This window comes from Testudinibacter crocodili (genome assembly GCF_006228025.1).
Classification (GTDB): Bacteria; Pseudomonadota; Gammaproteobacteria; order Enterobacterales; family Pasteurellaceae; genus Chelonobacter.
Map to the genome: position 1 here is coordinate 1 of NZ_VDHF01000050.1, position 21006 is coordinate 21006.

The 21006-nt window shown below is 45.2% G+C and carries 21 protein-coding genes; 12 read left to right on the plus strand and 9 right to left on the minus strand.

Annotation, left to right across the window (positions count from 1 at the left end):
* The 4 genes from FHQ23_RS05600 to FHQ23_RS05615 form a co-directional block, all read right to left on the minus strand.
* Positions 1-1388: UvrD-helicase domain-containing protein (locus FHQ23_RS05600; protein ID WP_139613431.1), on the minus strand; the 1388-nt coding region annotated here is incomplete at its 3' end.
* On the minus strand, positions 1372-3135 hold the full coding sequence (locus FHQ23_RS05605; RefSeq protein WP_139613432.1) for an ATP-dependent nuclease: 1764 nt from the start codon (positions 3133-3135) through the stop codon (positions 1372-1374). The genes FHQ23_RS05600 and FHQ23_RS05605, both read right to left, overlap by 17 nt.
* 177 nt (positions 3136-3312) lie before the next feature.
* Positions 3313-3663 carry an MmcQ/YjbR family DNA-binding protein gene (locus FHQ23_RS05610; RefSeq protein WP_139613433.1) on the minus strand — a complete coding sequence of 117 codons (351 nt, stop codon included), beginning with the start codon at positions 3661-3663 and terminating at the stop codon, positions 3313-3315.
* 28 nt (positions 3664-3691) lie between these two features.
* The gene (locus FHQ23_RS05615; protein WP_139613434.1) at positions 3692-4591 is read right to left on the minus strand and encodes a LysR family transcriptional regulator; all 900 of its coding nucleotides are present in this window, start codon (positions 4589-4591) and stop codon (positions 3692-3694) included.
* Between the two features lie 260 nt (positions 4592-4851).
* On the opposite strand from FHQ23_RS05615, the gene FHQ23_RS05620 reads away from it, so the two are divergent.
* The 5 genes from FHQ23_RS05620 (at position 4852) to FHQ23_RS05635 (ending at position 8347) form a co-directional block, all read left to right on the plus strand.
* Complete coding sequence (locus tag FHQ23_RS05620; protein WP_176552257.1) at positions 4852-5370, plus strand: phosphotransferase; 519 nt, start codon at positions 4852-4854, stop codon at positions 5368-5370.
* 161 nt (positions 5371-5531) lie between these two features.
* Positions 5532-5942, plus strand: coding sequence for a DUF1016 N-terminal domain-containing protein (locus FHQ23_RS12525; protein ID WP_267963627.1), 411 nt, complete (start codon positions 5532-5534; stop codon positions 5940-5942).
* Positions 5943-5972: 30 nt separating this feature from the next.
* On the plus strand, positions 5973-6542 hold the full coding sequence (locus FHQ23_RS12530; RefSeq protein ID WP_267963628.1) for a PDDEXK nuclease domain-containing protein: 570 nt from the start codon (positions 5973-5975) through the stop codon (positions 6540-6542).
* Between the two features lie 238 nt (positions 6543-6780).
* Entirely contained in the window at positions 6781-7866 is a 1086-nt protein-coding gene (locus FHQ23_RS05630; RefSeq protein WP_267963636.1) for an alpha/beta hydrolase, read from the plus strand.
* A 67-nt stretch (positions 7867-7933) separates the two neighbouring features.
* Positions 7934-8347 (plus strand): cyclophilin-like fold protein, encoded by a 414-nt coding sequence (locus FHQ23_RS05635; RefSeq protein WP_267963629.1) that lies wholly within the window; start codon positions 7934-7936, stop codon positions 8345-8347.
* 97 nt (positions 8348-8444) lie between these two features.
* On the opposite strand, the gene FHQ23_RS05640 is transcribed toward FHQ23_RS05635, so the two are convergent.
* The 3 genes from FHQ23_RS05640 to FHQ23_RS05650 form a co-directional block, all read right to left on the minus strand.
* Positions 8445-9824 carry a hypothetical protein gene (locus tag FHQ23_RS05640; RefSeq protein ID WP_139613437.1) on the minus strand — a complete coding sequence of 460 codons (1380 nt, stop codon included), beginning with the start codon at positions 9822-9824 and terminating at the stop codon, positions 8445-8447.
* Positions 9803-11359, minus strand: coding sequence for a VPA1262 family N-terminal domain-containing protein (locus FHQ23_RS05645; protein ID WP_139613438.1), 1557 nt, complete (start codon positions 11357-11359; stop codon positions 9803-9805). Before FHQ23_RS05645 ends, FHQ23_RS05640 begins: the two co-directional genes overlap by 22 nt.
* 143 nt (positions 11360-11502) lie before the next feature.
* Positions 11503-12801: an ATP-binding protein gene (locus tag FHQ23_RS05650; RefSeq protein ID WP_139613439.1), complete on the minus strand. Its 1299-nt coding sequence runs from the start codon at positions 12799-12801 to the stop codon at positions 11503-11505.
* A gap of 110 nt (positions 12802-12911) precedes the next feature.
* On the opposite strand from FHQ23_RS05650, the gene FHQ23_RS12535 reads away from it, so the two are divergent.
* The 3 genes from FHQ23_RS12535 to FHQ23_RS05660 all read left to right on the plus strand — a co-directional run bounded on the left by FHQ23_RS12535 (position 12912) and on the right by FHQ23_RS05660 (position 15645).
* Positions 12912-13046 (plus strand): hypothetical protein, encoded by a 135-nt coding sequence (locus FHQ23_RS12535; protein ID WP_267963630.1) that lies wholly within the window; start codon positions 12912-12914, stop codon positions 13044-13046.
* 137 nt (positions 13047-13183) lie between these two features.
* Positions 13184-14245, plus strand: coding sequence for an NADH:flavin oxidoreductase/NADH oxidase (locus FHQ23_RS05655; RefSeq protein WP_139613440.1), 1062 nt, complete (start codon positions 13184-13186; stop codon positions 14243-14245).
* Between the two features lie 200 nt (positions 14246-14445).
* On the plus strand, positions 14446-15645 hold the full coding sequence (locus FHQ23_RS05660; RefSeq protein ID WP_139613441.1) for an ATP-binding protein: 1200 nt from the start codon (positions 14446-14448) through the stop codon (positions 15643-15645).
* A 70-nt stretch (positions 15646-15715) separates the two neighbouring features.
* Here the strand turns inward: FHQ23_RS05660 and FHQ23_RS05665 are convergent, their stop codons facing one another.
* Positions 15716-16618: a LysR family transcriptional regulator gene (locus FHQ23_RS05665; RefSeq protein ID WP_139613442.1), complete on the minus strand. Its 903-nt coding sequence runs from the start codon at positions 16616-16618 to the stop codon at positions 15716-15718.
* A 111-nt stretch (positions 16619-16729) separates the two neighbouring features.
* Here FHQ23_RS05665 and FHQ23_RS05670 point away from each other — a divergent pair, with 111 nt between their 5' ends.
* From FHQ23_RS05670 to FHQ23_RS05680, 3 genes are read left to right on the plus strand one after another with little or no spacing between them, the layout of a single operon-like run.
* The gene (locus FHQ23_RS05670) at positions 16730-17296 is read left to right on the plus strand and encodes an NAD(P)H-dependent oxidoreductase (protein ID WP_139613443.1); all 567 of its coding nucleotides are present in this window, start codon (positions 16730-16732) and stop codon (positions 17294-17296) included.
* A gap of 10 nt (positions 17297-17306) precedes the next feature.
* Positions 17307-18050 carry a putative quinol monooxygenase gene (locus tag FHQ23_RS05675; RefSeq protein WP_139613444.1) on the plus strand — a complete coding sequence of 248 codons (744 nt, stop codon included), beginning with the start codon at positions 17307-17309 and terminating at the stop codon, positions 18048-18050.
* Positions 18047-18349: a DUF1330 domain-containing protein gene (locus tag FHQ23_RS05680; protein ID WP_139613445.1), complete on the plus strand. Its 303-nt coding sequence runs from the start codon at positions 18047-18049 to the stop codon at positions 18347-18349. The genes FHQ23_RS05675 and FHQ23_RS05680 overlap by 4 nt, the downstream gene beginning before the upstream one ends.
* 70 nt (positions 18350-18419) lie before the next feature.
* Here FHQ23_RS05680 and FHQ23_RS05685 read toward each other — a convergent pair whose 3' ends face one another.
* Entirely contained in the window at positions 18420-19337 is a 918-nt protein-coding gene (locus tag FHQ23_RS05685; protein ID WP_139613446.1) for a LysR family transcriptional regulator, read from the minus strand.
* A 147-nt stretch (positions 19338-19484) separates the two neighbouring features.
* On the opposite strand from FHQ23_RS05685, the gene FHQ23_RS05690 reads away from it, so the two are divergent.
* Entirely contained in the window at positions 19485-20909 is a 1425-nt protein-coding gene (locus FHQ23_RS05690; RefSeq protein WP_139613447.1) for an aldehyde dehydrogenase family protein, read from the plus strand.
* Positions 20910-21006 lie beyond the last annotated feature (97 nt).

Here is a 21006-nt window from a genome sequence, read left to right on the forward strand (position 1 = left end):
TTTAAGATATTTTTCCGAACAGGCTCTAATGTTTGCTTTTTCGCGTAGTATAACAAATAACTTTTCAGGTTGTCGTAATCTTGTTTAGGCTTGCCTTTTTCTTTTTTGAAGCCTTTGTGATAATCTTCTAAACGTAGCTTTGTTACATTGTTACGACTTATATCATCATCTTTCCAATCTGTATTCCAACAGACAGCTTTGATAGGTTTTTCAGAATTGACTAAATTATTCTCTCGTACAATTTTAGAAAAATAAGGAATGATGTTTTCGATTGTTTCGTTTTCAAAAACCAAAATATGTGGTTTTATATTGCACTCATTTTTTCCAACAATATCAAAATTATTGTCGTTGTACAAAGCAAATTTTTTCACTACGTCTGCAATTGGTTTGCTCAATCGCTGACTTCCGTTAAGTCTTAAAACCTCCACTCTGTCTTGCCAAATATCTGTTGCTTTTACTGAATTATAAATTGCTTGGTTTTTGTCGCCAATTCTTTGAATTTTTGAAACGCTGTGTCCCTCATCATAAAATAATCTTTCCAACAAATTGTATTGATGCGTGTCCATATCCTGCATTTCGTCCACAAAGACGAAGGAGAAACGTTTTTGAAGAATTGTTTTGATACTCGGAATTTTTTTCAAATACAATTCGGCTAAAAAATATGCGTCGTCATAATGTAAAATACCGGATTTGAGTATTGATTTTTTGAGTGATAAAAACCAATTATAAACTTCTTGTTTTTCTTGAAGTGTGTAATCACGATAATTTTGAGGTCTTGTACGTCCCCTCGGTTTACTGATTTCTAAAATACCTTCGTTTAATTTTTTTATTAATTGGATTTTATTTGATAATTGAAACCGATAATTGTAAAATAGTGCTTCATTATTGTTTTTAATATGAGCAACTTTTCTGTTGGTTTCTTCGCTCAAATTGAACCTATGTAACCAAAGTTTATCAAGGTAGTTTTTTATTCTTTCGTTGTAAATCTCGTTATCTATCCTTATTGGCTTCTTCTTAAATTTTGAAACATAAAACGGAATTGCCAAAAACTCATCAACAAAACTTTGTATTGTGCCAATGAAATTTGGGTAAGAAAAAAGTTTAGGGCAATGCTTTTGTATTTTTTCTTTTATCTCATCAATGGCGGCGTTGGTATGCGACAAAACTAAAATTCCCGAACCATCAATAAATGGAAGTTTACGTTCTAAAATAACCAACTTTGCCAATAAAGCCGTTGTTTTTCCACTTCCCGGAACTGCCTGTAAATCGATGGTATTAAAATTGCGGATAAATGCTTTATGTTCATCATCAAAGGTTTTACCCAAAGGTAGAAGCAATCGTTCCGCATAATAAACTTCTTCTTCGGTTATATTAATTCCCTGCAGCATGCTCAATCGCTCTTATAAGATAATTAATTGTATCGCTTTCATGTTTTGAAATTGAAATCTCTTGAATTTCTTTTGTTAGATCTTCATCAAGGGCATTTGCGATGCTATAAGCAATTTCAGTTTTCTTCAAACCTTTATTGATTAACTTCTTTGCTAATGCTAACTCAAAATCCTTTTCCCAATCTGTTCCTGAGTGAATGGCTTTTGCTGCATTTTGAAATACAGCTGTCAGACTTGTCGACTTAAATAATGAATACTCCAAAGTCCAATTTGGTGCTAAAAAATATTGAACGTTGTTTTCTGATTTTTTGTTTATGGTTGTTAGTGCGGTTTGTATTTCTTGTTGAACGATGTTTGCATCTCGTTTTACAAAATCGTTTCCGTTCTTTTCGTATTCTCTAATATCGGAATCGGTAATTACAGCAACAGGAATTTTCATATTCGGCTCTGTTTGTCGCAAGTAAATTTTTGCGTAATGGTCAAATCCCGTATGTCCGATGTTTACAACCGAAACGCCTTTTTCGGTTAAGTTAATTCCTATTGCCTTTGCAATGCTTGGTAACAAAATTTCTTCTGCCCAGCCTTCAACTAAAATCACACCTTTGGCAAAAAATAAATTGGCTTTTGTGGTGTCCAAAAACTTTTCTAAAAACTTGTAATTGTTTTTATCCAATTTGGTATAGGTTTCGCCCATTGGAAAAGCATTTTTGTTGTTACAAATAATCAGGTTTTCCAATTTCACTTTAGAAACTAAATTTGGACTGTGCGTAGTAAGAATAAGTTGAATGGTGTCTAATTTTTGCAACGCCTCAATTACCTGCATTTGTGCTTGTGGATGCAAATGTGCTTCTAACTCTTCAACCAAGCCCAAACGCAAACCGCTCCAATTCGATTTGTTTAAGTGAAGTAATTCGGCTGCCATAAACAAACGGTTCAATGTCCCTAAGCCTGGATTTATTTCACCTTTTAATGACAAAGTGAGCTTTTCAAGTATGCTTTTGATGTCGTTTGACGTTGCACCAAATTCGGTCTCGTAATTGTTACCGTAAAAACCTTTGATGTAACCGTCAATTTTATCTTTTATCTGCTTGCCAACTTTGGGCTGACCTACTCCATCATTTTCGTTGAAAAACTCTTCTAATTTGTTTTTTAAACCAGAAAAAATCTGTAACAACTCGTTATCGTTTTCTTTTCCTTTAAAGGCTTCATCGCCTAAAAGAATTTGTGATAAACGCGAGTTACGTTTTGCAACCAATTCATTTCCGGCATCACGCAGCGGCTTTAAGTATGTTATTTTCAGATATTCTTTTGCTTCTGCCGTGAGCAAATAACCGTCTTCATCAATACCTGCTTTTATATCAACGGGTAGTATTTTATCTGCTTGGCGTTTTACATCGTAGTTGAGTTTTAAAAATGGTTTTACATTTTCTCCTGTGCCATTCCAACCTAACAACTCTGTAAAATTTTTGGCTTCATTTGGTGTTAAATCATCAAAAGTTAATTCAATACGGAAACGGTTTGCATTGTTGTAAAAATCCTTATCATCAATTCTTATGTATTCATAACTATGCGTTTTCAGAACCAATTTTATGGCATCAATAATAGCTGTTTTTCCTGAGTCATTTTCACCAATAATAACGTTTAGGCCTTTTGTAAAATTTAAATCTAAATTCGGCTTTTCGAGGTTTATTGCACTGTTCGAACCGAATTTCTTAAAATTCCAGAGTTTAATATTTGATAAATACATAACTTAATAACCACAAATTATTTGTACATTCTAGCTAATAGGCTTCTCATAAAGCAGCCAAAAATCTAACCAAGAGGCTTGATGATACAGCAAATCAAGCATGATCACTATCGCCACTGCTACTAGTGGTGAAACATCAATTCGCTTAATATGTTGTAGCTATACCGCACTTTAACCTCAGCGGCTTAAAGCATAACTGTCCGCCAGTAAGCTGAAAATCGTTGCATCGTTCTGGCCGCCATCCAGCAGCACGCTAATCCAATGTTCTTTGTTCATGTGCCAGCCCGGAAATATCCCCGGCATACTGCGCAAAGCGCCGATTAATTCCGGCGGTACTTTCAGGTTGACGATGTCCACATTGGCGCCATCCGCCAGCCCCAATTTGCTGCCGGGTACCCGCAGCAGGGCGCAAAACCATTTGTGGTTGGGGTGGCGGAACACGGCGTAGTCGGGGTGTTTTTGCCACGGGTAATCCGGCGCTGCGCCGTATTGTGCGGCGATGTATTCGATCAATTGTGTCCGTTTCATTGTGTCTCCGTTGTATCGGTTTGGGCTTTCAGGCAGCCTGAATAAACCGCCGCCCCACTATCCTTGCCAATTCCTCAAACGCAAACTTCACCCGTGCAGGCACGGCGGTTTGTTGTTGGCGGTAGAGATACACCGGCCACTGGATTTTCGGCACCTTGGCGAACAGCTCGACGATGTCTCCGTTTGCCAATGCATCGGCGCAGACGCAGTCTAAAATATGCCCGACCACCCGCCCTGATTTGACGGCGGTGAGGACGGCGTTCATCTCTTGGCTGTAAAACTGCGGATTGGCGAGGATTTGTTCGTCATCGTTGATGTGCCATGCCCAGGCTTTGCCGGTGTTTTCGTCGGCAAGGGCGGCAAGGGGGTAGCGTTTTTTGAGATCGGCAAAATCGGCTGGTTTGCCCAGTTTTGCCAGCAATTTGGGGGCGATAACGATTTTTTCGTGTATTTGCCCGATTTTTCTGGCGATTAAATTGCTGTCGGCGGCAAAACCGATGCGTATGCCCACGTCTATCTGTTTTTCCACCACGTTCAGGCGCTTGCCGCCCACTTGCCAATCCAGCGTGATGTGCGGATAGGGTTCAAGTGCGGTCAGAAGCTCGGCCAAAATCTCATCGTTAAACGGCAGAATCGGCATCGCAATCCGCACCACGCCGTGCATTTCATCGTCGTTGCCTTGGTTTTGGAACAACTGCTCACTCTCGTCCAACAGCCCTTGCGCCTTGGGCAAAAACTGCCGCCCGAAATCGCTCAACACAATCTGACGGGTGCTGCGAATAAACAGCGGCTCGCCCAAGGCACGTTCCAGCTCGGCAATGCTGCGGGTAATCACCGGCGCGGAAACGGCAAGGCGGTGGGCGGTTTCTTTGAATTGCAGCGTTTCTGCCGCCACGCAGAAGACTTTGAGGGCGAATAATCTGTCCATTTTTGGCTCTTGTTGGGTATGATTTCCAATTGGGTAATTATAGATTAATAAATGGATGATTTATAGGAAATTATTAGCTTTTGGATGAGTGGGAAAATGCCGTCTGAAACCGCACTTTGCTTGTGTCAAGTTTCAGACGGCATTTTTCTTACATCAAATCCCAAGCGGGGCGGTAATGTGGTGCGAATTAAGGCTTTAAGGAAACAAACTCAACTGTTATGCTTAAAAACCATCAAACTAAGCAACATCAAGGGGAAAGCATGATTGACGTCATCCGCGATATTCCGAATGCCGACACGTTTGCAAAAACCGACATCATCAATAAAGGTTGGTCGGACGATAAAAAATATTGCGTAACAACCATTGATGGCGACAAACGCTTGCTGCGTATTTCGGATATCGTCGAATATGAAAGCAAAAAATACGAATTTGAACTGATTCAGCGTTTTGCATTAACGGGCATCAAGATGTCGCAGCCGCTTGATTTCGGCGTATGCAATAAGGGGAAAAACGTTTATCAGCTGCTGACTTGGTGCGAGGGTGAGGAGGCAAAAGAACTGCTCCCTTCGCTTTCAGAAAGCGCACAATATGACTTCGGCTGCCAAGCAGGACAAATGCTGAAAACCATGCAGGCAGTTGAAAGCCATCCGCCCTCTGCGGATTGGGCGACGATATATGGCGGCGGAAAGCATTCATGCCTTTACGGTGGCGCTCACTTTGGGCAAAGAAGAAGTGGATTATTCAAACGAAATGATGCAGACCATGCTGGCGTGGTTTGATCATTTGAACACCCTTGTGCCAAGTTGGTTTAGCGCCAAAGCCTATTCGGAGCGTTTTTGGGGCTGACGATGATGTTCGCCAGCATTGTATTTCGCTCTATTTATCTCTATGATTTTGTTATAAATTATCTAAAATCAGAAAGCCGATAAAGGAAAAAATAATGAGCAAAGAACTGATAAGCAGTAACGATTACAGTGAAATCTTGCAACAAGCCATTAGCCAAATTCACACCACCAGAGCCCGAGTTGCCAAGCAAATCAATGAGGCGGTGAATTCGGTGTATTGGCTTTTGGGCAAATTGCTGTTTGACAGGCAGTTAGCGGAAGGGTACGGCAGTGCGGTGGTGAAACAGCTTTCAGCCGATCTCAAAAATGAATTTCCCGATATGGGGCTGTCGCCACGCAATCTGTGGGATATGAAGCGTTTTTATGAGCGTTATTATCAGGCAGATGAAAAACTGCGACAGGCTGTCGCAGTTTTGCCATGGGGGCATAATTTATTGTTGTTAAACAAAGTTCAATCTTTAGCAGCAATCGCCTTTTATGCCAATGAAGTGATTAGCAAAGGCTGATCAAGAGATTTGCTGCTCAACGCCATCAAAATGGACACATTCCACCATACCCAAACGCAATTGCAAACCAATAATTTCAACGAAACCTTATTGCCGATCAGCGCCGACTACGCCAACGAAGTCTTTAAAAATTCTTATAATCTCGGCTTTTTAGGCATTACCGAACCCATCAAAGAGCAAGAATTGGAAAAAAGACTGACGGAGAAAATTAAGTCGTTTGTGTTGGAATTGGGCAAAGGCTTTTCTTTCATCGGCAATCAATACCGCTTGGAATACAACCAAAAAGAGTATTTTGTCGATATGCTGTTTTTTCATCGTGGCTTGCGTTCGCTGGTAGCGATTGAATTAAAAATCGGCAGTTTCAAAGCAGAATATGTGGGCAAGATGAATTTTTATCTGACCCTGCTGGACAAATTGGAAAAAAGCGAACATGAAAACCCATCCATCGGCATTATTCTTTGTGCCGAAAAAGATCGCTTGGACGTAGAAATCGCCTTGCAAGACATCAACAAACCCATCGGCGTATCGGATTATCAGCTTTTACTGCCAAAAGACGAACTGCAAACCTTGGTGTTGAATGAATTAAACAAGGAAATATAGCGGACCTTTATAACCTCCGCAAAATCTACCTCTTGTTATAGAAAATGCCATCTGAAACCGCACTTTGATAGTGTTAAATTTCAGACGGCATTTTCATTCATTCTTTCATTTTATAATTCCTATTTCGTTAATTATAAATTAGCAAATGGCAAATTTACAGGTAATTATCGGTTTTTTATAATAAGCCCAATAGCAAACACCAACGCATCAAGCAAAGGAGCAATCTATGGCCAAATCCATGAAACAACTGCTGACCATCACCGCCATGAGTGTGAGTTTAACCTTCGCTTCGGCTTCTGCCTTGGCACAAGTTTCCATTCACAGCAATCTTGAGGGCAATACCATGCAAACCGTCGGCACTCAATGGGACAAAATTTTTCCTAAATCAGACCAGGTAACGCAGCAAAAAGTGCAGTTCAAAAACCGCTTCGGCATCACTTTGGTGGCGGATTTATACCTGCCGAAAAATGCGCCGAAAAACGCCAAAGCCAGGCTGCCTGCGATTGCCGTGGCGGGTGCATTTGGGGCGGTGAAGGAGCAGTCATCGGGCTTATACGCCCAAGAGCTTGCCCAGCGTGGTTTTGCCACACTGGCATTTGATCCGTCGTTTACAGGGGAAAGTGGCGGCGAACCGCGCAACGTGGCCAGCCCCGACATCAACAGCGAAGATTTCAGCGCGGCAGTGGATTTTTTGAGCAATCAGGATTTCGTTGATGCCGAACGTATCGGCGTGTTGGGCATCTGCGGCTGGGGCGGCATGGCGTTGAACGTCGCCAGTATGGACACCCGCATCAAAGCCACCGCCACCAGCACCATGTATGATATGTCGCAGGTGATGGCAAACGGCTATAACAACAGCGTGGACGAAGCGGCGCGTTATGCGATGTTGCAAGCCATGAACAGCCAACGCAGTAGCGATTTCAAAGCGGGCGAGTTCGCCCCAAGCAGCAACAATCTGCCGGAAACATTAAGCGGACAAGAGCCGCAATTCGTGCAGGAATATTGGGCGTTTTACAAAACCCCGCGCGGTTTCCACCCTCGTGCCGTCAATTCCAACGCCGCTTGGACAGCCACCACACCGCTGTCGTTCATCAATATGCCGCTGTTGCAACGTGCCGGCGAAATTCAAAGTGCGGTATTGGTGGTGCATGGCGAAAACGCCCATTCACGCTATTTCAGTGAAGACGCGTTCAAAAAACTCAAAGGCGACAACAAAGAACTGTATATCGTACCGAATGCCACCCATGTGGATTTGTACGACTATCAATCAGGCAAAATTCCGTTTGATAAGTTTGAGCAGTTCTTTAAGGCGAATTTGCAGTAAGCGGATACATTACAGGCTGCCTGAAACCGCACTTATGTGTGAAGTTTCAGACGGCTTGGCGTAGCTTATGAAAGCCCTGATTTATGCCTTGATTATCTTATTCAGCCACACTGCCACGGCACAGGAACCAACCATGAAAATCAAAATCACCCTTGGTCATCAAATCCATACCGCCACGCTGGAGGATAATCCAACCACCCAAGCCTTGCTCAAGCAACTGCCGCTCAGCCTGCCTGCGGAAAACTACGGCGGCATTGAAAAAATCGCTTACCTGTCGCAAAAACTGCCCGACAGCCCAAACCACAACGGCAACTTCGCCCCCAAAGCTGGCGACGTCACCTACTACGCCCCATGGGGCAATCTCGCCTTGTTTCACGGCAACACCAAACCTGCCAACGGCTTGATTTATTTAGGGCGTTTTGATGGTGAATTTAAGCCGTCGGCAACGGCGAAGCAGATAAGGATTGAGCGGGTTGAGTAAGTTGGTATAAAGGTTAAGATTTTTGACCGTGCTTTTTGCTTTGGGGGAGTGTGGTTTGCGTGAGAGTAAGCGAGACAGCAAGAGGATCAGTCTTGTATTATAAATCTATATAGATCCAATTTTTCCATCTCAAATCTTGTAAAAATTGTTCAGGATAATAAATGTGTTTTCTCGCTTTATCAAATGATAATGAATTATCCTGCTTGAATGCATCTGCCATACAAGCAGGTTGCATTCTAGATAAATGATAATAAACAAATTTATTTAATTCTACAATGCTAGCAAACCATTTTTTATTGAAAAATAAAATATATTCAATTTCATTTTGTATAAAACTCATTCTATCTTCATCCGATGTGATGTCTTGAAAATATTTTACTATCGCTATATCTAAGCCACTTCGTTTAATTTCAAACGAATCATAAAAATCCCAGCATTCCCATTTCTTATATGCCAATTCGCAAAAATAATGAATGCGTTTCTGAGTGGAGTGAGTAAAAAAGTACATTAGGCAATCTTGGATATCTTCATAAGAAGCTGTTATTTCTATACTATCAACATAGGCTTTTATTTGTGCATTTTTTGCAGACGCTAAAAATTTTCCTAATCCAAGCTGTAACCACGGATATCGCACAGGATGTTTATTCAATATTTGAAACCATTCTGATGGCGCATTGACCCAAATATCCGATAACTGAAGTTTTTCTTGTTCTAACAGATATCTTAAATCTAGTAGTAATAGAAACTTGGCTAATTGATTGGTTGATTGTAACAGTACGGTTTTCTTTTGCTTTTCTGGTAAATTAGCTAACCAGAAAAGCAGTTGCCAAACTCTTTTTTCTTTATTTATTAGATTAATGATTTCATCGATGTGATATTCAGATATAAATGAATAAGTGTGGTGAAATTGTAACGATAAACTATCATATATAGATTGAATTTGGTAATGCTCTCCTTCAATATCTTTCCATAAATGATTATCTAAAGAATGGTAAAGGTTTCTTATTCTCTCCTTGTCACTTATTGATGCATCATGACTGGTTGATAAATCTATTTCAAGGTGTTTTAAGTAAGATAAAGCCAATTTTTTACTTGATTCAGAAAAAACAATACCTTCATTATGGCTGGCTTGCCAAAAATTAGGCATGATACAAGTTAATTCAAGCACAATTTTTAGTTCTTTCGATGTAGCCTGTTCATCCTGTAACAGTTTTACAATCCATGACACACTTCTAATAAGTAAGTTTCTTTCAAATAAGCTTTCAATATAAATAATATTTTCTTGATAATTGATGTTGCGAGGGAAATTATTATCTATAAAATCCCTAAAATTATGCTTATCTTGCCATTTCCAGTTCTCAAAATCAAAATCCACATCAAAAATTTCATATGTTTCATTAGGAATCTCTGTTTTTATATTACAGCTTTTAATGAGCTGAAATATCTCCTCGATAGTTAGCTGCTCTTGGATTTCCATATAATATTCTCTTGATTAACAATTGATTGATTCCACATTTCTTCAAAAACATCGGTTATGACTTGAGCATCTTCAACCTCTTGAATAATATGATGGCTCTTCCCTAGGCTATTTATAGAAGTACCTAAAGACCAACATCTTGCAGGGGTATCATAGTGCTGTGGGAATATAATGAATCTATCATGGAAATCACCCACTTTAGATTTATCGGCATTTAAGAATGTCAAATTAAGCCAAGCCTCTTCTATAATGGCTTGTTCAAGTTCATTTCTATATCTCATTCTACTGCTATTTTCTACCGATTTTAAACCAGTTAATGCCTTAATTGGTGTATTTGCATAGGAGCTAAAAAATACAGTTTCTAGTAAATCTTGAGCACTTAGATAAGGATCCCACAAGCAAACTCCATGACCTCCATATTTTTCAATCAATTCTCTTATAAAAGCCAGTGCTTCATTTCGCATGTCTTTTTTAAATTGTCTTAGTTTTAAAGAATTATGCAGTTCTTTCTTTTCCAGTTTAATTAATCTCCTCCTAGTCCAATCTCGGTAATCTTTATTGCCACCGATTTGATTTTTTGATGCATTAATAGATATATTAATCCTCTCTTCTCGGTCATCCAGCATAAAAATCCTTGGTTGATGTTCATGCATATGGATAGAAAAATTCACCATTTCTAGCAATGGCAAAACTTCTCCCCCTGCACAAATTATTTGTCTATCTTCATCCCAAATCGTGTAATAGCCAGTTCCATTTATTTGCTTGAAAGGAATAATGTTTTCTCCCTGTTTCAGTGGAATTTTTTGAAAATCAATTATGCTTCCATGACGCTCTCGCCAAAAGATACCAGATAAATTCAAATGCTCAGTAATTTTAGGATTGAAATATAAATTAGAGATCAATTGATGATGCTTGCCGTCTTTCTTTTCTTTTCCTTTAATTTGAAAAGAAACCGATGAGCAAGGGATTTGAATAATAAAATTCCCCAATCTATCTGAATGTGAACCTAACTTAATTGGTAAAAAATTTTGTAATTCTGCAGAAAGTTCCATAAGTGCATAAGGATTGCTAATCAAACTTTGCACATACTCTTTACTTTCATCAAACCATTCAAATAAATGAGAACCTCCAAAAAAATTATTTTTTAATAATCCTAAAAATTCATTTTTTCCACACTCCAATGCTGGAACATATACACTAGGAATGTACCTAAGCTGACCACACAAAAGAGGCTTACCTTGATTATTTTGCCATTGGTTATTTTCCAAATACTTTATCTTGTCAATAAAATCTCCGATAGAAAGCACACTTCTAAAAATACCAAATTGTAAAGATTTATCTTTTTTTAATTGAATAAATTTTGGTGTGATTTTTTCATCTGTAGCTTGTTCACACTTAACTTCTTGGGCAATAGCCAAAGTAAATATATTGAATGCTTTCTTATCTTGTATGCCAATAATTTCAAAAAGCTCAATACATGTGAATAAACCAATGGATGGAGTTGATAATACACTATTAATGTGGCTAGTATTCATAATTTATTTCTCATATTTATGCCTCTGTAATAAAATGGAAATTTTATTCAGACTTTAAACATTATTTAATTTCTATACTTTTTATAAGGAGTGCTTGAGATTAAATAACGCTTAATTATAAAAGGTCGTCTGAAACTTAATTTTTAAACATCATCCCCACTCACCACCCCATACAACGGCACATTCGTCAGCCAATCCTCCTGCCGATAATCTGACATCGACGTTCGCACCGCACTTTTTGGTTGGAATTGTTCGCAATAAGATTTCAGGCTTTTGGCTTTGAGATTTTCTTCCGCTTTGACTTCAATCGGCACAATTTCCTGCCCTTGCTGCAACACAAAATCCACCTCGGCTGTGCCTTTTTCAGCCGCCCAATAAAACACAGGATTAGGCTGGTTGGCTTGTAATTGCTGCAATACATATTGCTCGGTCAGCGCGCCTTTGAATTCGGTGAATAGGCGGTTTTGTTCCAGCAAAACCTGCGGATCTAGCTGGCTTTTGGCGGCAAGCAAGCCCACGTCCAGACAATAGAGCTTGAAGATGTTTTCTTGATAAGCAGTGAGCGGCAGGTGGGGCTTTTTGATGCGGTAAACGGGCTGCACCAGCCCGCTATCTTTGAGCCATTGCAACGCCAATTCGTAATCCTTAAACCTTGCCCCTTTTTGCATCTCGCTTAGCACAAATTTTTTGTTTTCTTTGGCAAGCTGCTGCGGCAAAGCGTTCCACAAGGCACGCACCCGCATGACAAGGCGGGGATCATCAATGTGTTTGGAAAAATCCTGCTCATACGCCAGCAATAAATCCTGCTGCACCGATCGCACCGCTTGCAGATTTTGCGTATCCACAAAAGTTTGTACCGCTTCGGGCATACCGCCGACAAAATAATATTGCCGCAGCCGCTCAATGTATTTGGACTTCATCGCCGCAATCAACGCCCAATCTTGCGAATGGAGCAAATCCAGCAACGGCTTTTCGCCCACCGCCAACAAAAACTCTGAAAAATCCATTGGATACAGCGACAAAAATTCCACTTTGCCCACAGGAAACGACGTGCCTTTGTGCAACGCCACGCCCAACAGCGAGCCTGCCGCCATGATGTACAAGTGCGGTGCGTTTTCATAAAAATATTTGAGCGCGGACAAGGCCTGCGGCACTTCCTGCACCTCATCAAAAATCAGCAAGGTATTGTCAGGATTGATGTTTACCCCCGATTCAATACTCAAACCCAGTAGCAGCCGTGCAATATCAAAATCACCGTCAAACAGCGTCTGCATACGGCTGTTGTTGTCAAAATTAATGTAGGCGACCTGCTCAAACGCCGCCGCCCCAAAGGTTTTCATCGTCCACGTCTTGCCCACCTGTCTTGCCCCTTGAATAATCAAAGGCTTGCGCTTGGTTTTTGCTTTCCATGCGTGTAGTGATGTGAGAATCTGCCGTTGCATTTGCGGTTTTCCTAAGCTGGTTTTTTGCTTATTTTATCGCCTTAACTACATTTTATCAAAGGAAAAAATGTTTAACTTCTACATTTTTTCAAATGAATTTTTGGTTTTGTGTGTTAAAGATAGGCCGTCTGAAACCGCACTTTACCCTTTTTAAACAGGTAAATGATTTCAAGCGGCCTGATTTACGCATTGCCAAGCAGTGGGCATTAAACAGTGCGGTAAAGTGTGTATTGGATGCGTTGTAGGCGACAGGCAGGTTGATTTGCAGCAACACCCGCAAGCCATCATGATTTTTATGGCAGTTAGAAATCTGCCGATTTTTATTTATACCAAGCTCGGTATAAACTAACCGCACTTTAACCGACAAAGCAGGACTATCAACATGGCAAAATTCCGTTATTTGACCACGCCGTTTCGCGTAAAAAACCTTGAACTCAAAAACCGGGTGGTGATGCCGCCGATGTGCACCTACAGCGCCACCGACGGTGTGCCCAACGACTGGCATTTCGTGCATTACAGCGCCCGCGCCATCGGCGGCGTGGGACTGATTATCGTGGAGATGACCAATATCGCCCCGAACGGCCGCATCACCCCCAACTGTTTGGGCTTGTGGAATGATGAGCAGCGTGATGCTTTCAAGCGTATTGTGGCTGCCGCCCACCAATACGGCAGCAAAATCGCGATACAAATCGCCCATGCGGGGCGTAAAGCATTGGGACACGATTATGTGGACGCCCCGTCGCCGATTTTGTACGACGGCGATGACAAAGACCCGCGCTGGAGCTATCAAACGCCGCGTGATTTAAGCACCGCCGAGGTCAAAGGCTTGGTGCAAAAATACGCCGAAGCAGTCAAACGGGCGGTGGAGGCCGGTTTTGATGCCATTGAAATCCACGGCGCACACGGCTATCTGATTCACGAATTCCATTCATTCAAAGCCAACCAGCGCAGCGATGAATACGGGCAAGACAAAATGCTGTTTGGCGAGCAGGTGATTCAAGCCGCCAAAGCGGTGATGCCTGCCGAGATGCCGCTGTTGGTGCGCATTTCCGCACAGGAATACGGCAAAGACGGCTACAGCAAGGAACACGGGCTTGAAGTGGCGAAACGCTATGCGGCGGCAGGGGCGGACGTGTTGCACGTCAGCGGCGGTGGCGACGGCACGCCAGACCCGGCGCACAGCCCCAGCATTCAGGCAGGCTATCAGGTGCATTTGGCACGCGCCGTCAAACAGGCAACAGGAAAACCGACGATTGCGGTCGGCATGTTGGAAGATCCGGCGCTGGCGGATTATGTATTGGCCAGCGGCGATGCCGATTTGGTCGCCATCGGACGCGGTTTATTGCGCGATCCGCATTGGCTGCTGAATGCGCAATACCACCAAAACGGCAAAGACAGCGCGCCGATGCAATTTGTGCCACGCCAGTACCAGCGTGGATTTTAAGGCTGGGGCTGCCTGAAACCGCACTTTGAATGCTTTTAAACGGCGTTAACCGAGGTTGACGCCGTTTTGGTTTGGGATAGGAAAATTCAAGTATGATTGAAATTTATTTATGATTATTGATAATTTCAAGTATACTTGAAATTGTTCTAATAATTCCATAAAATTCAACCATACTTGAAATTAACCCGGTGAGGTGAGTGATGCTAGCGCGTGATCATTATTTGCAATGGCTAATTGATGTAAAAGACAATGAATTTATCAAAGTGATCACCGGCGTTCGCCGTTCGGGGAAATCGGTAATCTTGCAGCTTTATCAGGACTATCTGCTTGCGCAGTCGGTGTTGCCGCAGAATATTCTATTTTATAATTTTGAACACCCGGCCAATTTTAGACTCACCGATGCCGTTGTGTTATTTGATCATATTCAACAGCAAACGCAAGGGTTGAATGGTAAGATCTATTTTATTTTTGATGAAATTCAAGAAGTAAATGATTGGCAAAAACTGGTTAACGGTTTGAGGGTTGCATTTGATGCCGATATTTATATTACGGGTTCGAATGCGAATTTATTATCCGGTGAATTAGCCACTTATTTGGCCGGGCGTTATCTTGAATTGCATGTTTACCCGTTGAGCTTTAAGGAATTTGTCGACTATCAACAGCTTAATCATAATTCAGCCAGCCCGGACTTGCTGTTTAATGAATATTTAAAATGGGGTGGTTTTCCGGTATTGCCAAGCGTGCAAAATGATGCCGTGAAAAAGGAGATTTTAAACGGCATTTATAGCAGCATCGTGTTAAAAGATGTTGCCGCACGAGGTAATATTCGTGAAATCAATTTATTAGAACGGGTGATTGCCTATTTACTGGATGTTATCGGCTCATCGGTTTCTATCAAGAAAATCGCCGACACCATCAACAGCAGTGGCATTAAAACCAACTCCACCAGCATTGATAAATATATTCAATTATTAAAAGAATCATTTATTTTCTACGAGGCTAACCGCTATGATATTCGTGGTAAAGTGCGGTTAAAAATGCAGGCGAAATATTATGTGGTAGACAGCGGAATCCGCAATAATACGCTGGGGCAAATAGGCAGCATCGGTTCGCAGTTAGAAAATATTATTTTTATTGAATTAAAACGGCGCGGTTATGAAGTATTTGTCGGTAAATGGGATGCCGAAGAAATTGATTTTGTGTGTTTTAAAGGCGAGCAGAAAAAATATATCCAAGTTGCTTACCAACTGCCTGAAAATAATGATCGGGAACAACGAAATTTGTTGCACATCAATGATAATTATCAAAAAATCATTTTAACGCTAAATCGAATGAATGTCGGCATCATTGACGGTATCCCGGTGCAATATGCCCTAGATTGGCTGTTGGGTGATGATTAACGGCATATTATGCTGCCCAACCGCACTTTGATATATTGGGAATATATGGCAAAACCGTTCAGGCAGCCTTTTATACGCTGCCCATTTTCTCCGCCAAAAAATCAATCAGCACCCGAATGCGTTTGGCTTTTTGGCTGTGCTGCGGATAATACAGCGACAGCGGCGGGTAATGTTTCCAGTGCGGCTCCAGCACGGGGATGAAATCGGCAGCGTCGGCTTCCATCGCCAAAATCGGCTCGAACACGCGCCCGATGCCCAGCCCTTGGCGCACGGCGTCCAGCACCACTTCCAGGCTGTTCACAATTAACGGGGTTGGCATGTCGATGCTGATTTCGTGTCTGTTGTCGTTCAAACTCAGTGGAAACAGGCTGTTGGCGGTCATAAAACGAAAACCGATCAGCTTGTGCTGCGGCAATTCCGCCAAACTGTGCGGCACGCCGAATTGGTCGGCGTAGGCTTTGGATACATACAAACCTCCCCTGAACGGCGGCAGCAGCTTGCGCGCCACCCGGTTTTCTTCGATGGCGTGCCCAAAGCGAATGCCCAAATCGAAACCTTCTTTGATGATGTCCACCGTGCCGTCGTACATCGAAATTTCCAATTCCACCTGCGGATAGCGGCGGCAAAATTCGGCAAAGTGCGGTTTTAACACCAGCAGATAGGCGATGCGCGGCACGGTTATCCGCACCCGGCCGGTAGGCGTTTGCCCTAAATCGTGCACGCTTTCCACCGCATATTGCAATGATTTTATCGCCTCGGCGCTGCGTTCCAGCAGCAAGATACCGGCTTCGGTCAGCTCCAGCTTGCGGGTGGTGCGGTTGAATAGCGGCAGGCCGATGTGTTGTTCCAATTGTTTCAAGGATTTGCTCACTGCCGGTGCGCCGATTTCAAGCTGGCGCGCGGCGGCGGAAATGCTGCCTTGGGCGGCGATGGTGTGGAACACGGTGAGTTGTCCGTAAATGGCACTGTGCATGATTGTTTCCTTTTTGGAAAATATAGTTGTGCTTATCATAATCTATTCATGGGTAATCAAGCAATCTATACTGTGCTCAATTCATCCATCGGCTATCTTTAGGAGCAAACAATGAGCCCAGTATTAATCATTTCGGGACACCCGAATTTAGCGCAATCCAGCGCCAACCAAACCATTCTCGCCGCCTTACAGCAAGGTTTGGGCGAGACCGCCGAAATCCGCCGTTTAGACCGCCTGTATGCCGACAGAAACATCGACGTGGCCACCGAACAAGCCGCCTTGCGTGCCGCCGAGGTGGTGGTGTGGCAGTTTCCGCTGCATTGGTATGCGCTGCCTGCGCTGATGAAAAAATACCTCGACGAGGTGTATGTTTACGGCTTTGCCCACGGCAGCAGCGGCACCGCCCTGCACGGCAAAAAACTGTTGGCGTCGTTTACCGCCGGGGCGCCGGGCGAGCTGTATCAAACCGGCAAGGCGATGAATTTCCCGATGGAAGCGTTTTTGCCGCCGTTGCAGCAAAGCGCCACCCTGTGCGGCATGGATTGGCAGCCGCCGGTGTATTCCACCGGCATGACGTATATTTCCGGTGTCAACAGCGCCGAGGATTTGGCGGCAGTGCAGGCCAAAGCCCGCGCACACGCCGAACGGGTGCTGGCGCAGATCCGCAGCCTGATTTAAGGAGGCAATCATGACTTTAAGCAAATGGCTGCTGGCCACCGCCCTTGCCACCGGCACCTTGGCGCAAGCCGCGCCGATTGTGAACCTGTTTGAACTGGGCGTTGCCACCGGCAAAAACGCCGACTATCAGGCCGTGGGCGAACACAACATCACCGCCTCGATTGCCGCCGAAACAGGCACGCTGGCGATGTATTCCGTGCGCAGCAAAGCCGATGCAAACCTAGCGTATATGTTTGAAATCTATGCCGATGAGGCGGCGTATCAAGCCCATTTGCAATCGCCGCAATATCAGGCTTTTTTACAGGCAGCCCCCGGCATTCTCACCGAACACAAGCAGAAAACCGAGCTGGTGCCGCGGTTTTTGGGCGACAAAAAAATCGCGCCCAGCGCCGACACCCGCACCAATTTGGTGGTGGTGGAAGTCAAACCGCCGTTCGATCAAGATTTCTACCGATTGGTCAGCGCAGCAATGCATCAATCGCTGCAAGCCGAAAACGGCGTGCTGGCGATGTATGCTGCTAGCGCCAAAAATGCGCCGCATCGCTGGTATTTCTTTGAAATTTACGCCAGCGAAGCGGCTTATCAACGCCACCGCCAAACACCGCACTTTCAGCATTACCTGCAAACCAGCGCGGCAATGGTGCAAGACAAACAGTTTATTGAAATCAGCCCGATGTTATTGGGCAATAAAGGCTACCTGAACTTTCAGGCAGCCCCGCCGCAAACCGAAGCAACACAGGAGTATTCAAAATGAACCATCCCGCCTATTTTATTCTTGAAGTGGCCATTAAAGACCACGAAGCCATGCAACCCTATCTGGACAAAGCCGCCGCCACACTCGCTGCATTCGGCGGCGTGCCGATTGTCGGCAGCGGCAATATCGTGCCGCTCGAAGGCGACGCACCGAAAGCCGGCAGCAAAGTGGTGATGCTGCGGTTTGACAGCATGGAAACCGCACAAGCCTGGTACCACTCGCCCGCCTACCAAGCCATCCTCGGCCACCGCCTGCAAGCGGCGGACAACCGTGCGTATTTGGTGGAGGGAGTGGCTTAGTTTTAATCGTAATCAAATAACCATGCCGTCTGAAATTTGCACGTTGAAAGTTCGGTTCAGACGGCCTGTTTCATCGCACGCTCTGCCCGGCAAATACCGCTCTTGATTCCTTCACCAACTCGATAAACGCGCGCAGGGCGGCGCTGACGTGGCGTTGGCGCGGGTAGTAGAGGCAGAGGCCGGCGTATTTGGGCGTCCAGTCGGGCAGCAGTTGCACCAGCCGGCCGCCGGCGAGGTGGTCGCGGATGTAGCCTTCGTACACAAAGGCGATGCCGATGCCGGAGAGGGCGGCTTCGGCCATCAACAGCGGGCTGTCGAGGGTGAGCGGGCCGTTGGCGTCGATCAGGATTTGTTCGCCGCCGTGCTCAAACTCCCAGCGGAGCAGTTTGCCACTGGTGAAGCGGTAGCGGATGCAGGCGTGCTGGTAGAGATCGTGCGGGGTTTGCGGCGCGCCGTGGCGGGCGAGGTAGTCGGGCGAGCACACCGCCATGATTTGAATGTCCGCCCCCAGCGGAATCGACACCATGTCTTGCGGCACGGCTTCGGCGAGGCGGAAACCGGCATCGAAGCCGTCGGCAACGATGTCGATCAAACGCCCGTCGCTCACCAAATCGATGTGCATTTGCGGATGGCGGCGCAGGTATTCGATGATGATCGGCTCGAGCATTTCCTGTGCGGCGCGTTCGGCGGTGTTGATGCGCAGCGTGCCGGAAAGGCTGCTGTTGGCGTCGCCCGCTTCCGCCATCGCCGCTTCGATTTCCGCCAGCGCCGGTTTCACCCGTTCGATAAATTTCAGCCCCGCCGCCGACAGGGTGACGCTGCGGGTGGATCGGTTAAACAGCCGCGCGCCGAGCTTGCCTTCCAATTGGCTGACGGCGTGGCTGAGCGCCGAGGGCGACATTTCCAGCGCGGTGGCGGCGGCACGGAATCCGCCCAGCTCCGCCACGCTCATGATGATTTGCAATTCTGTTAAACCGGTTTTTTGCATTGTTCGATTTCTCTCATGAGTTTGTTCTTATTTCGCTATATTATCATTGTTTATACAATCAATTATACTGTTTTCGTTGTTTAAAACGCCAGGCTGCCTGAATCTTGCAGATGGCCTGCTCCACCCATTTTCAATAAGGAAAAACCAATGCAACGCTATCATCAATTCTTTATCAACGGCCAATTCGTTACCCCGCACGGCAAGGAAACGCTGGATTTATTCAGCCCGGTGGATAATCAACACATGGCGCAAGTCACGCTGGGCGATGAAACCGATACCCAACGCGCCGTTGTCGCTGCCAAGGCCGCGCAAAAAAATTTCGCCGACAGCACACCCGCCCAACGCTCGGCTTATCTGCAAAGCTTCAAACGCGCACTGGAACACCGCCAAAGCGATTTGATTGAAGCGATGATCGAGGAATACGGCGGTGTGCGGGTATTCGTCGAGCCGTTGATCGAAGAGGCGATTGCCGATGTGCAAACCATGATTGATTTGCTCGAAAGCTATGCGTTCGAACGCCGGGTCGGCAGCTCGCTGGTGCGTTTGCAGCCGGTGGGCGTGGTCGGCGTGGTGATTCCGTGGAACGCCAGCAATTTGTTTATCTGCAGCAAAATTGCCGCCGCCATTGCCGCCGGTTGCGCCAGCGTGATCAAGCCGAGCGAGCTTTCCGCCCGCCAAACGCAGGTGATGATGGAATGCTTTGCCGCAGCCGCCTTGCCTGCCGGACTGGTGAACGTGGTGAACGGTTTGGGCAACGTGGTGGGCAATGAAATCACCCGCCACCCCGATATTGCCAAAATCACCTTCACCGGCTCCACTAACGTGGGCAAAACCATTGCCCGCAGCGCGGTGGAGAGCATGAAACGGGTGACGCTGGAGCTGGGCGGCAAATCGCCGAACGTGATTCTGGACGACACCGATCTTGCCCAAGTGCTGCCGCAGGCGGTGGGCGCGGCCTATATGAACAGCGGGCAGGCTTGCGTGGCCGCCACCCGCTTGCTGGTGCCGCAAAGCAAGCTTGCCGAAGTGAATGCGATTGTCAAAGCCACAGTGGAGCAAGCCTTTCAGCAGGGCAACCCGAGCGACGCCAAGGTGATGGTCGGCCCGGCGGTGAGCTGCAGCCAATATGAGCGGGTGCAGGAATACATCCGCATCGGCATCGAAGAAGATCGTGCCGAACTCTTAACCGGCGGGCTGGGCAAACCGGCGGAGTTGGAGGCGGGCAATTTCAGCAAAGCCACCGTGTTTACCAATGTCAGCAACAATATGCGCATTGCGCAGGAAGAGATTTTCGGGCCGGTGCTGTGCATCATTCCTTACCAAGACGAAGCCGACGCCGTGGTGATTGCCAACGACACCGCCTACGGGCTGGTGGCTTACGTCAGCTCCGCCAGCCGCGAACGTGCGTTGGTGGTGGCCGCCAAGCTCGATGCCGGCCAGGTAAAAATCAACAACCCGTTTGCTCACGACAACCAAGCGCCGTTCGGCGGCATGAAGCAGTCGGGCATCGGGCGCGAATACGGCGAATTCGGCATCAGCGCTTATCTGGAACCGAAGGCAATCGTAGGCTGATCACTGGAATCATAAGCAAAATGCAGGCCGTCTGAAACGGTGGTGGAATAAAAGTGCGGTTCAGACGGCCATTTGCGACAACACATTCATTCAACAA

Coding starts and splice junctions, on each gene's coding strand:
- FHQ23_RS05685 (WP_139613446.1), bottom strand. CDS start 19,337: ATGCAAAAAACCGGTTTAACAGAATTGCAAATCATCATGAGCGTGGCG.
- FHQ23_RS05610 (WP_139613433.1), bottom strand. CDS start 3,663: ATGAAACGGACACAATTGATCGAATACATCGCCGCACAATACGGCGCA.
- FHQ23_RS05630 (WP_267963636.1), top strand. CDS start 6,781: ATGAAACAACTGCTGACCATCACCGCCATGAGTGTGAGTTTAACCTTC.
- FHQ23_RS05675 (WP_139613444.1), top strand. CDS start 17,307: ATGACTTTAAGCAAATGGCTGCTGGCCACCGCCCTTGCCACCGGCACC.
- FHQ23_RS05660 (WP_139613441.1), top strand. CDS start 14,446: ATGCTAGCGCGTGATCATTATTTGCAATGGCTAATTGATGTAAAAGAC.
- FHQ23_RS05605 (WP_139613432.1), bottom strand. CDS start 3,135: ATGTATTTATCAAATATTAAACTCTGGAATTTTAAGAAATTCGGTTCG.
- FHQ23_RS12525 (WP_267963627.1), top strand. CDS start 5,532: ATGAGCAAAGAACTGATAAGCAGTAACGATTACAGTGAAATCTTGCAA.
- FHQ23_RS05650 (WP_139613439.1), bottom strand. CDS start 12,801: ATGCAACGGCAGATTCTCACATCACTACACGCATGGAAAGCAAAAACC.
- FHQ23_RS05670 (WP_139613443.1), top strand. CDS start 16,730: ATGAGCCCAGTATTAATCATTTCGGGACACCCGAATTTAGCGCAATCC.
- FHQ23_RS05615 (WP_139613434.1), bottom strand. CDS start 4,591: ATGGACAGATTATTCGCCCTCAAAGTCTTCTGCGTGGCGGCAGAAACG.
- FHQ23_RS05690 (WP_139613447.1), top strand. CDS start 19,485: ATGCAACGCTATCATCAATTCTTTATCAACGGCCAATTCGTTACCCCG.
- FHQ23_RS12530 (WP_267963628.1), top strand. CDS start 5,973: ATGGACACATTCCACCATACCCAAACGCAATTGCAAACCAATAATTTC.
- FHQ23_RS05640 (WP_139613437.1), bottom strand. CDS start 9,824: ATGGAAATCCAAGAGCAGCTAACTATCGAGGAGATATTTCAGCTCATT.
- FHQ23_RS05665 (WP_139613442.1), bottom strand. CDS start 16,618: ATGCACAGTGCCATTTACGGACAACTCACCGTGTTCCACACCATCGCC.
- FHQ23_RS05680 (WP_139613445.1), top strand. CDS start 18,047: ATGAACCATCCCGCCTATTTTATTCTTGAAGTGGCCATTAAAGACCAC.
- FHQ23_RS05655 (WP_139613440.1), top strand. CDS start 13,184: ATGGCAAAATTCCGTTATTTGACCACGCCGTTTCGCGTAAAAAACCTT.
- FHQ23_RS05635 (WP_267963629.1), top strand. CDS start 7,934: ATGAAAGCCCTGATTTATGCCTTGATTATCTTATTCAGCCACACTGCC.
- FHQ23_RS05645 (WP_139613438.1), bottom strand. CDS start 11,359: ATGAATACTAGCCACATTAATAGTGTATTATCAACTCCATCCATTGGT.
- FHQ23_RS05620 (WP_176552257.1), top strand. CDS start 4,852: ATGATTGACGTCATCCGCGATATTCCGAATGCCGACACGTTTGCAAAA.